At 45.5% G+C, this 13265-nt stretch carries 15 protein-coding genes; 10 read left to right on the top strand and 5 right to left on the bottom strand.

Features of this window, described 5'->3' with window-relative positions:
* Window positions 1–182 precede the first annotated feature (182 nt).
* Complete coding sequence (locus tag ACSZLD_RS16695) at window positions 183–1145, bottom strand: DUF2777 family protein (protein WP_377908478.1); 963 nt, start codon at window positions 1143–1145, stop codon at window positions 183–185.
* 366 nt (window positions 1146–1511) lie between these two features.
* Here ACSZLD_RS16695 and sigI point away from each other — a divergent pair, with 366 nt between their 5' ends.
* Window positions 1512–2237, top strand: a complete 726-nt coding sequence (gene sigI / locus ACSZLD_RS16690) for an RNA polymerase sigma-I factor (RefSeq protein WP_377908477.1) — start codon at window positions 1512–1514, stop codon at window positions 2235–2237.
* A gap of 73 nt (window positions 2238–2310) precedes the next feature.
* Here the strand turns inward: sigI and ACSZLD_RS16685 are convergent, their stop codons facing one another.
* Both ACSZLD_RS16685 and ACSZLD_RS16680 read right to left on the bottom strand, forming a co-directional pair.
* Complete coding sequence (locus ACSZLD_RS16685; RefSeq protein WP_377908476.1) at window positions 2311–3282, bottom strand: hypothetical protein; 972 nt, start codon at window positions 3280–3282, stop codon at window positions 2311–2313.
* 12 nt (window positions 3283–3294) lie between these two features.
* Entirely contained in the window at window positions 3295–4332 is a 1038-nt protein-coding gene (locus ACSZLD_RS16680; protein ID WP_377908475.1) for a toxic anion resistance protein, read from the bottom strand.
* Between the two features lie 176 nt (window positions 4333–4508).
* Between ACSZLD_RS16680 and ACSZLD_RS16675 the strand changes: the two genes are divergently transcribed.
* The 3 genes from ACSZLD_RS16675 (at window position 4509) to tatC (ending at window position 6365) form a co-directional block, all read left to right on the top strand.
* The gene (locus tag ACSZLD_RS16675) at window positions 4509–5255 is read left to right on the top strand and encodes an NRDE family protein (protein WP_377908474.1); all 747 of its coding nucleotides are present in this window, start codon (window positions 4509–4511) and stop codon (window positions 5253–5255) included.
* 87 nt (window positions 5256–5342) lie between these two features.
* Window positions 5343–5522 (top strand): twin-arginine translocase TatA/TatE family subunit, encoded by a 180-nt coding sequence (locus tag ACSZLD_RS16670; RefSeq protein WP_377908473.1) that lies wholly within the window; start codon window positions 5343–5345, stop codon window positions 5520–5522.
* A 108-nt stretch (window positions 5523–5630) separates the two neighbouring features.
* Window positions 5631–6365, top strand: a complete 735-nt coding sequence (gene tatC, locus ACSZLD_RS16665; RefSeq protein ID WP_444685850.1) for a twin-arginine translocase subunit TatC — start codon at window positions 5631–5633, stop codon at window positions 6363–6365.
* Between the two features lie 648 nt (window positions 6366–7013).
* On the opposite strand, the gene ACSZLD_RS16660 is transcribed toward tatC, so the two are convergent.
* Together ACSZLD_RS16660 and ACSZLD_RS16655 are read right to left on the bottom strand one after the other, a co-directional pair.
* On the bottom strand, window positions 7014–7691 hold the full coding sequence (locus tag ACSZLD_RS16660) for a deoxynucleoside kinase (protein ID WP_377908471.1): 678 nt from the start codon (window positions 7689–7691) through the stop codon (window positions 7014–7016).
* Window positions 7692–7717: 26 nt separating this feature from the next.
* Window positions 7718–8368 (bottom strand): deoxynucleoside kinase, encoded by a 651-nt coding sequence (locus ACSZLD_RS16655; RefSeq protein WP_444685849.1) that lies wholly within the window; start codon window positions 8366–8368, stop codon window positions 7718–7720.
* A 167-nt stretch (window positions 8369–8535) separates the two neighbouring features.
* Between ACSZLD_RS16655 and ACSZLD_RS16650 the strand changes: the two genes are divergently transcribed.
* The 6 genes from ACSZLD_RS16650 (at window position 8536) to pgmB (ending at window position 13130) form a co-directional block, all read left to right on the top strand.
* Entirely contained in the window at window positions 8536–9408 is an 873-nt protein-coding gene (locus tag ACSZLD_RS16650) for a DegV family protein (RefSeq protein ID WP_444685848.1), read from the top strand.
* Window positions 9409–9470: 62 nt separating this feature from the next.
* Complete coding sequence (locus ACSZLD_RS16645; RefSeq protein ID WP_377908468.1) at window positions 9471–10325, top strand: patatin-like phospholipase family protein; 855 nt, start codon at window positions 9471–9473, stop codon at window positions 10323–10325.
* Window positions 10326–10447: 122 nt separating this feature from the next.
* Window positions 10448–11662, top strand: coding sequence for an MFS transporter (locus ACSZLD_RS16640; protein WP_377908467.1), 1215 nt, complete (start codon window positions 10448–10450; stop codon window positions 11660–11662).
* Window positions 11652–11822, top strand: a complete 171-nt coding sequence (locus tag ACSZLD_RS16635) for a hypothetical protein (RefSeq protein ID WP_377908466.1) — start codon at window positions 11652–11654, stop codon at window positions 11820–11822. Before ACSZLD_RS16640 ends, ACSZLD_RS16635 begins: the two co-directional genes overlap by 11 nt.
* Window positions 11823–11905: 83 nt before the next feature.
* Entirely contained in the window at window positions 11906–12451 is a 546-nt protein-coding gene (locus tag ACSZLD_RS16630; RefSeq protein WP_444685847.1) for a DUF420 domain-containing protein, read from the top strand.
* 10 nt (window positions 12452–12461) lie between these two features.
* Window positions 12462–13130, top strand: a complete 669-nt coding sequence (gene pgmB, locus ACSZLD_RS16625; protein WP_377908464.1) for a beta-phosphoglucomutase — start codon at window positions 12462–12464, stop codon at window positions 13128–13130.
* Window positions 13131–13265: the final 135 nt, after the last annotated feature.

Raw genomic sequence — 13265 nt, 5'->3', positions numbered from 1 at the left:
TTTTTGCGGCGGTTAGCTGAAGCCTTGCCCGCGGTAAGCGATTGGCATTGGAAGGATCAACCCCCTCATACAGAAAGCCCTCACCAAAAATGGTAAGGGCTTCTGTTGATGCTGGTTTTGTCCCAGCCTTTTTTTTAGACCGTGCATATAGAAAACAGTGGAAGCGTCTAAAAATGAGATTTCTACGCCGGTGCATGCGATGAATATACAGAGATCGAGCGTCTGCCGTCATCAGACGTAATTTCAAATCGATCGAATACCTCATCAGCACGGTCATCGTGAAGCTTTCTGCGATAATGATGCTGGACCATAAACTGCGTCGTATGTTCTTGAAAACTTATAAAATTAACCCCGTTCAAATCGCTTTCGCCGGGATTCTCCAGCATTTGTACGAGCAGTGAATTGTGACAGTAAATACAATCATCATGCGATAAACCTGCCTGTTTTAACATATGAACGAGCGTTTTCTCTGAGGCTTCATCCAATTCGCGAAGCAGCATTTGATAAGGATCGAACTGATCTTTGGCGAGACGGAGCTCAGTCCCTTCCGAAGCTTGAAGGATGTCTTCGTCATGCGTTCGAAATGACCTTCTGCCAGCATAAACCGCCCGTACCCACTCCTGACCTTTTTTTACTTCAAATTCGAAGGGACAGCCTTCGAGCAGCATTTCTTCCCCTCTCCGCTGATCCACAAGGTACATTTTCTTTGCCTTATACCGAAGAACATAATAAATGTACTCTTGTTCCTCAAGCACGTCCTCTCGACGCCACTGCTTTAATTCCCGTTGAACGCTGTTCATCCACTGTTCAGCTTCCATAGACTGTTCTCTTGCTTCATCCCACATTTTTTTTAGAGCACTGCTGTATGAATCGCTGTATGATTGGTCAAAGGTTTCTCCAACAGGTGCGATCATACGGCCCGGGACTTCTGCTTTCTCATTCTTCTCGTATACAAGAGGGCGCAGGGACGCTCCCTGTTCATCCAGTACAGGCGCTTCCAAAACACCTAGCACTTCAATGTGACCAGTCCACGGCTTTTTAGGCAGTGCAGCAACGTCATGAAGACGAGCTGCGTATTTACCGCCGGGACCGTGATCGACGCTTACAATTTTACCAATGTGTCGTGTTGCTTCCATCCGGTTCATGATAATCCCTCATTCAAAATAAAATACGTTCAAGTTAGTATCTGATTATCCGAAAAAATACGTTTGCAAAACTAGTGTATCACGCCGCAGCACCTGCGACAAACAGAGTGATTGAATCATATAGACCAGGCACATTCGAGCATAAAATGTAACTAAATGGATGTTTTGTTACAAAACAAACGTGCTCAGCCTCTTATTTACGAATCTGGAACTGCTGTGTCACATTCGTGTAAATTCCTATCATCGAATTGTAAATCATATATAGGTTAAATGTCACCTGTACCATCGCGCAGGAGCCTGTAACATGAAAGATGCCCCAGATGAAAAGGCGGGGGAAGTTATTCTATTTGATAATGAGGTGTCATCATGCTAAAGAGCCTTACCGAAGCAAGTCCGACCTCGCTGCATCAATCGATCATCAGCGTACAGGCGGGCAACATAGAGGAAGAAAATGAATGTATTACGAATTATTATCCGTTTATCCGTAAAACTGTTTCAGGTGTTTGTAAACGATTTATTCACCCCGGAACCGATGAGGAATTCAGTATAGGACTGCTTGCTTTCAGAGAAGCGCTGCATCAGTTTGAACCTAACAAGGGGACCTCGTTCCTTGCATTTGCGAGGCTCGTCATTAAACGACGCATTATTGATTATATCAGAAGAGAGCAAAGACGCGTTCAAGCTGTGTCACTGGACTACCGTGATGAACAGAAAGAGTCGCTTGAGAATGCGGCTGAAGTAATTGTTTCACTTAACCGCTATCGTCAAAAGATTGAAAATGAGGCACGGAAGGAAGAGCTGCTTATGCTTGAAGAAAAGCTGGCACTGTTTCATGTTTCTCTAAGCGAGGTAGCGGAACAGCGTCCGCTTCACTGCGACGCCCGTCAAAATATGGTGCGAGTGGCAAAACGGATTTATGAGCATAAAGCAGTTTTAAACAAAATTTATACAAAAAAGCGGCTGCCAATGAATCAACTCATGGAAATTGTCGATATGAGCCGAAAAACAATTGAACGAAACCGAAAATACATTTTGGCGCTGGTTATCGTTATGACAGAGGGGTATCAGCACCTGTATGAATACGTCAAGTAACGTTGCTTTCATTTATAATTGTTGCATATGAAAACCGCCGCAGGAATGATGGAAGCTTGCGGCGGCGGCATTGTTAATCTTTCAACTGGCGCTGGTGTTTTTTCATTAGAGACGACGTTCCTTCGTCAGGCAGCTGATCTTTACTGTAGCGCAGATCGTTAAGCTGCAGCAGGTGGTTCATTCTGTCCACCCGGGTCCGTTGTAAATCGTCGGCTATACCAGAAATAAACGCATGCATATTTGATAAAGATTGTTCTACGCGTGGAAGCAGCTCCTGCCGCTGTTCTGCAGTTAAAGATTCATACGTATGCACGAGATTAGGCATATCGTGATGAATCATCCGTTTTATTTGATGCTTTTCTTCAATATTTAGAAGCTGATATTCTTCTTCTGCACGTGACATGGCTTCATAAACAGCCGTCACTTGTCCAGCGAACGGCATGGATTTGGACAAATTATGAAGATCATTCAGCGCTGCAGTAAGCAGCTTTGCTTCCTGATCTGGAGCTGGAACAGGCGAAGACGCCTCCAGTGATGCGCTGGCTGAAGCAGGCAGTGCATCCAGCTGATGCCCGCTTACCGAGGTGTCCAGACGATGCAGGTGATAAAAAACAGATTGAAACGTCGAATGCCGTCTGACGCTTCTCACTATGGTACGTCCGTTTTTTTGATAGTAGATGGTGGAGTCCAGCACTTTTCCCATACCATGCTCTTGACGAACATGAGCACGATGAATAGTAATAAATACTCGTTTTTTGATCGTGGACGCAGACTTATGCGTATCCAGCATCTCTACATGTATCTTTTTAGGCTTTATTTTTATCTTGTACGTAAAGCCCTGAATACTCCGCTTAAACGTTTTGTTCAGTCTCGGAAGCTCAGAAAGGGCAGCGAGATCTGAAATAAATTCTTCTGCTTCATAGACAAATTCCTTCGTCTGCACATTCTCCAGAGCAGGCTCCTGCAGCGGCTTCATATAGTTAGGCAGAAACGGAAGAAGCCAGTTCTGCTCGAGCAGTTTGTCTTTCCAGTTCAGCGCTGCCAATTGAGATCCCTCCTATTCGAGCAGTTTACGTTCCATCTGCTGATTTAAATCATCCATTTCAGAGATGAACTTTCTGCTGGATTCAATGATTCTTGTGTTGGACTGTTCAGTCATTTCGATGGCGGCATATACGTCTTCATATGCTTTCTTGAACGTCTCCAAAGCGATCGCCGGCTCTTCCAGCGTCTTGAGCGTCTGCTCTGTATTGGATTTTAGAAGCTCAGCATTTGATAGCAGCATTTGTTCTGTTGACCGGTTCACATTCTGTACAGCATCGATCACCTGACGCTGATTGCTTAGTGCGAGCTGAATTGATGCGGTAACCGTAATGATGTTTTTCGTCATTGTAATGGAATTAAAAATCGCTTCTTCCAGCTTGTCGTTGTTTTCGACTATAATATCGACAGAAGCAAGTGACTGCTGTAGAACGAGTACGGCTTGCTGCATGTTTTTAACACGTGACAGCACTTTCTGCTGTCCTTTTTGCACCGGGGTCGGGTCGTCCTGCCATTCCGGTTTCTGCAGTTCTTCATCGAGCATTCCATTTAACTGCTTACCAACCTCAATTTGCTCATTCAGCCCTATAATCCGTTCCCTGGCAACATCCTTTAACTGGTGAAGCATAACGGTATCTTCCTGAAGCTTGTCTTTACCGTGCAGCAGCGCTTCGATAATGGTATTAACCTCTGACTCAATCGACTGATATTTTTGAGCATAGCGCTCCAGGGGACTTCGCCGTACCATTTTTGCTAGAAACTGCTTCAGCTTTCCCTGCTGCAAATAATCAGGCTCTAATTCCGCAACGACTTCTTTCAGCTTTGAAAGTTGCCCTGGAAGATTATGGTTTGGATCGTTCATCATATCGCTTACGGGACGCTTTAAAGCCTCCAGAGATTCCCCTGCTTTTTCCTGCTCCTTCACACCAAGTGATCCAATAGAATTCAAAATTTCATCAATGTCTTTCTTATTACGCAGTTTATCTGCATAGCCCTCTGTCTCCGGCTGAAGGCTGTCATTCCCGTTCGTTTGGTTCTGCTCTTGTTCTGCCATGCGATCCCTCCGCTCATAAAGTGGGTATTCTTGCTATTTCATACGGATAAGCTGATAATTGGTTTCAGTTACTATTATACTCTTCCCATTATACAGAGACAATGAAACAGCGGCACTGGTCTGCAGTCTTAGTATGTCTCAGCCTCTGGCAGGGGAGTATAATGTATGAACGGAGGGTGAGAGCATTGTGTATCATCGGAGTTATGTATGAAGCGCACCCGGATTACCGGCTGGTGCTAGCTGCAAACCGGGATGAATTCAAGAGCAGGCCAACTGCGAGACCATTCTTTCGTGAAAGCGGCATGCTTGCCGGTAAAGATAAACTGCAAGGTGGAACGTGGCTCGGTATTAATCGGGAGGGACGTTTTGCGGCGGTGACAAATATAAGGCGAGGCGACCCCGTCCCGAAGCCTGCATTTTCCAGAGGAAAACTGGTTCCGGCCTGGGTAAATAACGAGAATTTTAATGACTACCTGGCCAAACGATATGAGGCGGATGGATTTAATCTTCTTTACGGTACAACCGACACACTCCATTATGTTAACAATAAAGAGCATTTCCCGCGTCTGCTTGAGCCGGGGATATACAGTCTTTCAAATGCAGATTTATATACAAGCTGGCCGAAAACGGAGCAGCTTCGGCATGATCTTATCGAAGCGAAAACACAACGAGAAGAATCGCTAATCAACTATTTATTCAGCGTACTCGCGAGAAGGGACCCCTTTCCGGACGAGCTTCTGCCGGATACGGGCGTTGGAGTGGAACTGGAGCGTCAATTATCGTCTGCATTTATCGACATGCCGGAATACGGTACACGCTGTTCAACCGTCGTACTCATAGACCGTGAAGGCAGCTGCCAGTTTGTTGAGCGAAGCACTTCAGGAGAGCCGGAAATCCGCCACGAGTTTGTCATAAAACCATAGCTTCGGGAGCTGGCAGAACATACCGGGATGTGTTATGATATGCCCAGTTACATTTATGATGTCCTTCAGGATTGAGGAGGGGTAATAATGCTGAGCGGTATTGGAATTCCAGGCTTGATTTTGATTTTAGTGATAGCCTTGGTTATTTTTGGACCAAAGAAACTGCCTGAGATCGGCAAAGCGATGGGGCAAACGTTGAAAGAATTCCGCAATTCCACAAAAGATCTGACGCAGGATGATGATGAGGCAGAGCGGAAGAAGCAGTAAGGATTATAAAATGGATGCCTGCTTGAGTCCAGTGCTCGAGCAGGCTTTCTTTTGCAACGGCATTTACGCTGAACCTAATTTTTAAAGCGACCGGAAGGAAAGATTGTCATGCCTCAACAAGAAATGGACATTGTCGGCCATCTGGATGAGCTGCGTAAACGGCTAATTATGATCATTGCCGTTTTTTTCATCAGCTTTGCGACCGCCTTTGTATTCGTACAGGATATTTACAATTGGCTCACGCAGGATTTGGATATGGCGCTTGCCGTACTCGGTCCACTTGACATTATTTTAATTTATTTCAGCATTGCTGCTGTTGCGGCATTAACGGTTACCGTACCATTTATTATTTTTCAAATTTGGCTTTTTGTAAAGCCGGGATTGACGCCGGAAGAGCAAAAGGCTTCCATCACATATATTCCAGCCTCTCTTTTCCTGTTTGCAGGAGGATTAGCGTTTGGCTATTTTGCTGTCCTGCCGATTGTACTCAACTTCTTGTTGACGCTTGGAGCGGGTACGTTTGAAACAATGTTTACAGCAGACCGGTATTTCCAGTTTGTGCTGCGAATGACGGTGCCCTTTAGTGTCCTGTTTGAAATGCCTCTCGTTGTCATGTTTTTAACGTCGATAGGCGCAATAACGCCGGAGGGAATGCATCGCAATCGGAAGTACGCCTATTTTGTCATCGTGATTGTGAGCGTTCTTGTATCGCCGCCGGACTTCTTGTCTGATGTGCTTGTCATCATTCCGCTCATCTTTTTATATGAAGTAAGCATCAGTTTGTCAAAGTTTGTTTATAAGAAACGCCTCAAGCGGCTGAGCATGGAAGAGGAAGCTGGCTGACGAATGACATGCGTCCCCCTGCTGGGCTTCGCTTGCCTTCAGCTGATTCTCAGGGTGACTCCTGTATGAATAAAAAAAGGCACGTTAGAATGGCGCGGCTTTACTTGGACACAGGCTTCTCAAAAGAAGCCTTCAAGCGCCGGTCCGGCTCCGCACTTTGGAGTAAAACGTCACGACAAGCAGAGAGGAGTGCGCTTCTGCTTGCAAGGGCAATGCATCGAAGTGGCATCCTTTTTTGTCATCGAAATGTCGGATAAGGCAGGTTTCATCCGTCTTGAACCAGATCTTGACTCGTATCATCAGGCACTTGAATCGCACTGTCAAGTTCCGAATTCGGAAGACCTCGTTTCAAAACGAAGCGAAGATCCGGCGGACAGCAGGAGGGAGACCTGTGCCCGGTTCTTCCGAAAAGCTAGTGTCGCAGATACAGGCAGATGCAAGGTTACCTATCTAATAATTATTTCATTAATACACTGAAAAGTACCGCTCGCAATTAAGCGATGCGGTACTTTCGTCTGTTAACGGATTTAGTATTCGAGTGAATCAATTGGGCATAAGTCTTTGGAATGATGGAAACTTGGTGTGATCCAGTGCCAGACCATTGATTTCACGTCAATGAACAAGGGGCGGTGAAGCACTAAAAAGAGATTAGGATCCTTTCAGCAGCAGGTGTTTTCCGGCTGGAGCAGATTGGAGCTCTTCAAGTGCCGTTATAATCTCTTTAACGGAGGCAGGATCGCTGCAGTCATAGGAATCAATGTCCAAATGAAGAACCGGGCATTCTGTAAAGGATTCGATCCACGTTTCATACCTTGTATAAAGATCCTCCCAAAAGGTTACCGGTGTATCAATTTCCATCTGCCGGCCTCTGCTTTCAATCCGGCGCATGATGCTTTCGAAAGAGCCGTTGATGTAGATGAGTACGTCCGGCTTGGGAAAATAAGGGTTCATCACCATTGCTTCAAAAAGTGACTGGTACGTATTAAAATCACGATCTGACATATTGCCTTGATCATATTGAAGCTTTGCGAAAATCCCAACGTCCTCATAAATGCTTCGATCTTGAACATACCCGAGACCTTCTTCATGCATCGCCTTTTGCTGCTTGAATCGTTCTGCAAGAAAATACATTTGCAGATGAAATGACCATTTCTTGAAGTCAGCATAGTAATCTTCCAAATACGGATTCCCGTCTACTTTTTCAAATGCAGGGGTAAACTGCAGCGCTTCAGCAAGCGTTCTGGTTAACGTGGATTTACCGGCACCGACTGTTCCGGCGAGCGTGATTAGGGAACGGCTGCTGAGCTGGTGAGGGATAGGGTTCATTATGTAACATCCTTTACATTCAGTATTTAAAATAATGCCTGCTTTTTTTGCACCGCTTCATCAACCAAGCCGAGAATTCGTTTAAAGTCATGAGGTCTTGAAACGAAATCAAGCGTGTCTCCTTCCAATGTGATCACTGGTATTTCCGGATAAACGCGCTGATGGTCGCGCATAAACTGATCATAATCTGCTGAAAGCTGTTCGAGGTAGGAAGGATCCATCGCCTGTTCCATTGCTCTGCCGCGTTTTTCGATGCGCGCAAGCAGCGTATCCAGACTGGCCCGAATATACACAATGACGTTAGGTCTCGGAAGGTCATCTGTTAAAATATGAAAGATACGTTCGTATTTTTCCAAGTGATCATTCCGAAGCGTCTGTCTGGCAAACAAGTGATTTTTGAAAATGTGATAGTCGCTGACAACGGGATAGCCTCGAACAAGCTTTTCTGAATACAGCTCTTCTAACTGCTTGAACCGGTTGCAAAGAAAAAACATTTCTGTCTGGAAGCTCCATTCTTCAATATCATCATAAAACTTCGACAGAAATGGATTTTCGTCTACAATCTCCTGAAGAAGATGATAGTCATAATGGCGGCTGAGCATCGTCGCGAGTGATGTTTTTCCGGCGCCGATAGGTCCCTCAACTGAAATGAAGGGAGCGTTGTATTGTTTGGTCATAACCATCCTCCTTTTACGGCAGATTTCATTTTATCATATCAGACGTCTGAGGCGTACATTCTATATGGAGTTTCTCTGTAAGCATATGAGATATGTCATTACTTAACAGCAACAAGAATATATAGTATCCTTTAACGAGACAGAGAAAGGGAGAAAGGGGAATAGATATGACTAAAGTAAAGATTGTGACAGACTCGACAGTTGATTTGCCTGCTGATGAAATGAAAACGCTCTCGGTGACAGTTGTCCCGCTTACAGTAACGATTGATGGTAAATCGTATCAGGACGGGGTTGATATCACGGCTAAAGAGTTTCTGCAAAAGCTGAAGCAGTCCGATGACATACCTAAAAGCTCTCAACCTGCAGCTGGAGAATTTAAGCGTATATATGATGAACTTGGGGCAGACGGCAGCGAAGTTATTTCAATACATATGTCCTCAGGTATGTCAGGTACTTATCAGAGCGCGGTTCAGGCAGCTGAAATGACAAATACAACCGTTCATACAGTTGACTCTGCATTTATTTCGATCGCCTTAAGCTTTCAGGTGAAAGAAGCGGCAGAACTGGCTGAAAAAGAGAATGGGGTAGAGGAAATTCTGGACCGGCTGGAACAGGTCCGCAAACGGACTTCCCTTTACATTATGGTAGATACACTTGAATATTTAGTTAAAGGCGGACGAATCGGCAGGGGAAGAGCGCTGGTAGGATCTCTTCTAAAAATTAAGCCGATTGCTTCCCTGCAGGACGGTGTTTACACGCCAGTATCAAAAGTGAGAACCTACAGTCAAATGATTAAACAGATGAAACAGCAGCTGGAACAAGACTGTCAACATGCGTCGATTAAAGGAATTGGCATTGCTCAGGCAGGAGCGGAGAAGCTTGCAGGGGACCTGAAGCAGTCGTTATCCGGGCTGGATGTGCCAAAGTCGTTTCCGATTGTCGATACGACACCGATCATCAGTACGCATACTGGACCTGGGGCGCTGGCGTTAATGTATTACACGGAAGAACGGTCTGGTCATGAAGAGGACAGCCGCTAGTTGCAGGCTTCCATGAACTTCGATACAATACTATAAAATGCCAGCAGAAGGGAGATGAAAACGTGAATCAGACGGGATTAGTGCTCGAAGGCGGCGGGATGCGAGGCGTCTTTACGAGCGGAGTACTTGAATACCTGCTTGAATCAAATATTCAGCTGCCTTTTATCGTAGGTGTTTCTGCTGGTGCTTGCAATGCGGCTTCTTACATATCGGGCCAGCCCGGCAGGAACAGAGAAGTCACGATTGGCTACGCGGACCATCCGGAATACATTTCCTTTAAGCGGCTTCTGCGCCAGGGCGAATTGTTCAATATGGATTTAATCTTCGATACGATTCCAAATATCGAACAACCGTTTCACTATCAGCAGTTTTTTTCATCGCCCCAGAGGTTTTATGTTGGCGTCACGGACTGTATAACTGGTGAAACCATTTACTATGAGAAGTCGGAGGCAGGGCGTAATTTTAATTTGCTGCTGCGTGCTTCCTCATCCCTGCCGCTCGTGGCAAAACCGGTGCCGTTTGAAGGGCGCATGCTGATGGACGGCGGAATCAGTGATCCAATTCCGCTGCAAAAATCGCTTGAGGCAGGAAACAAAAAGCATATTGTTGTGCTGACGCAGTCAGCAGGCTATCGCAAACAGCCTGCTAAGCGGGGAATGTGGTACTTCAGACGAAAATACAGAGAGTTTCCCGGACTGATCCAAATTGTCGAAAACAGGTATCGCTGCTATAATGATCAGCTTGACCAAGTGCAGCAAATGGAGCAGGACGGTACAGCCTTTGTTATAAGACCGGAAAATCTCAGCAGCGTGACGAGAACGGACCGAAATAAAAAGCGGCTGGAAAAGCTGTATCGCCATGGATATGACTTAATGCACCAACGGGAGACGGAACTGAAGCAGTTCTTGGAAAATTAACGGCGGAGGCCGTTTTTTTTCGTTATATATTACGTGACACGAAATAATGTGTATACTAGCGTTACGGGCTTCTGTTTACAGGCGTCCTACTATTCGTATTGCTTCATGAAGGAAGGTTCCAAATGAACCAGTTGAATAAAAATCTAGTAGTTATGTGGACAGCTAACTTTTTCATTGCTGCCAGTGCAACGATGGTTCTTCCGTTTCTGGCACTCTATTTAGAGACATTCGGAACCTATTCCGATGCATTTGTTCAGCGCTGGGCCGGATTTATCTTCGGCATTACATTTCTCATTGCATTTTTTGTTTCTCCTCTATGGGGACGCTTTGGTGATCGATTTGGCAGGAAGCCAATTCTGGTCATGACCGGCTTAGGAGTCGCCGGATCGCTGTTTTTAATGGGCTATGTTTCCAGTGTTTGGGAACTATTTTTGCTGAGGGCGTTTATGGGATTGGTGACCGGCTTTATCCCTACTTCGATGGCGCTGATTTCAGCTCAGACAAATCGCGAGGAAGCCGGAAAGGTGCTGGGGACGCTTCAGATGGGAACAGTATCAGGCAGTCTATTTGGGCCTGTAATAGGGGGACTGCTTGCGGACTCGGTCGGTTTTTCGTATACATTCATCATTACCTCCATCGTCATTGCCTGTGCGACGCTGCTCGTATTGGGCGGTGTACACGAACAAAAAGCACCCGAAAAAAGTGCGAAATACCAGTCCATGAGTATGCTTGATGTGATCAAAATGATCCTAAGAAGCCGAATGCTCGTTATGGTCATGGTGCTCTCGTTCGCGGTGCAAACGGCTAATTTCAGCATTCAGCCTCAGCTTGCACTTTATGTAAGCATGTTTACCGAACCTGAAAACGCCGCTCTTCTCGGTGGGCTTGCTTTCTCTGTAACAGGCCTTGGGAACCTGATCGCTTCACGAGTATGGGGTATACAAGGGGATCGGTTTGGTCACGATAAAATTCTGCTGATTTGTCTCATCGCGGCCGCCGTAACGTTTCTCCCTCAGGCATTTATCACGGACCTGTGGCAGCTGATTGTCTTAAGGTTTTTATTTGGAATTGCAATAGGTGGCATTATCCCATGTGTGACTGCTTACATTCGGCAGGCAGCGCCGCTTGAGCTGCAGGGAGAAGTGCTTGGATACAATCAAAGTTTTCGTTTTCTCGGAAATGTAGCTGGACCTGTTATCGGCGGCTTGGCAGCGGGTACATTTGGTATTACATCTGTTTTTTATCTTTCCTCAGGGCTTATGGGGGGCATGGCCGTTTTATTCTATGTTATGTATATAGTGGATCAATCAAAAAGGAGGCGTCGTCGTGCTTCTTAGCTTAAAAGAAAAAAAGCTTCTGCTTAAACTGATCGCAAAAGAGCAGCGAAAAGTGTTTGGTAAGGAAGCGAATAAAGAAGAGTTAAAATCGCTGGAAGAAAAAATCCGGCAAAGTATGCGAAATGAGAAAATGAACGAAACAAAACCTGAAAAACTTTAATTGTTCCAACGGCTGGGCCTGCGGTATACTGATGAAGGAGTATGCCGCAGGCCCAGCGGCGAGTACAATGGAGGACACATACAGTGAAAAAGCTATGGGAAATAGTAAAAAAACATCATATCCGCACCGTGATCATTATTACGATCATTGTCAACGTACTGATTGTTGCACTATCCGCCATGCCTGGCTATGCAGGAACTCTGCCGGTATGGGTCCAAGGGCTTCCGCTTCTGAATGCTGTGTTAAATTCGTTTACATTTGTATTTTTACTTAGTGCCTTGCTCGCCATACTTAAACGGAAAATAACGCTTCATCAGCGATTTATTTACGCTGCATTTTCTACAACATCCGTCTTTCTCGTTTCCTACGTTATTTTCCATTTTATGGCGGAGTCCACGCCTTATGGAGGCGATGGACTGCTTGCAGGAATTTATTATTTTATTTTAATTACACACATTATTTTGGCAGCCGTTATTGTACCTCTTGCTTTAATGAGCTTTTTTACGGGTATAAAGGACATGAGGGCGGTCCATCGCAAATGGGTCCGCTGGACAATGCCGCTCTGGCTTTACGTAAGCTTCACGGGAGTCGTTGTCTACGTCATGATTTCCCCATACTACTCATTCTAGGAGGCTATTTATGAAGCAGATTGAAGCAGTTATTTTTGATCTTGATGGTGTACTGATTGACACTGCCGAGCATCATTACGAAGCTTGGAGAAACCTTGCAACGGACATGGGGTTCGAGTTTAAACGCGAAGATAATGAACGGTTGAAAGGGGTCAGCCGGGAGGAATCTCTGCGAATTCTATTGGAAACCGGTGGAGTAGAGAAGTCTGAGGCAGAAAAGCAGGAACTTGCTGCGAAAAAGAACGAAGCCTATTTAAAGTCGATTCAAGGATTGACGGAAGAAGATTTGCTTCCCGGCGTCCGCGGGTTTTTGAGAGAGCTGCAAACCTTTAAGGTCCCTTTTGCTTTAGGTTCCGCTAGCCGGAACGCATCTGTTATTCTTGACGGAACCGGAATTGGTTCTATGTTTACAGCAGTTGTCGACGGGAATGATCTGCAAAAAGCGAAGCCGGACCCGGAAGTGTTTTTAAAGGGTGCTGAAAAAATGGGCGTTGCACCAGAATCGTGTGTCGTATTTGAGGATGCACAAGCTGGAATTGATGCCGCCCGTGCAGCTGGCATGAGAGTGGTGGCAGTAGGATCACCCGAATTGCTGTCAGGAGCGGATTTTTACACATCTAATCTGAAAGACATCACGTTTGCAGGACTAAAACGGGAGCTGGGAGTTCCCTCTAAGTGATGCTAGTTACGTACGCAAAGGGGCTGTCCCATAAGTCGATATTATCGACGGGACAGCCCCTTTTTATGTATAGAAGTAATTTTATAGAAGGAAACAGAAAAAAATCGCCGAACCTGTGTGTGTAAGCGACAAAAC

It is taken from the genome of Alkalicoccus luteus (assembly GCF_052061695.1).
GTDB classification, from domain to species: Bacteria; Bacillota; Bacilli; order Bacillales; family Salisediminibacteriaceae; genus Alkalicoccus; species Alkalicoccus luteus.
Note: the sequence above shows the minus strand (reverse complement) of the source record. Positions and strands in the feature narration are given on the sequence as shown.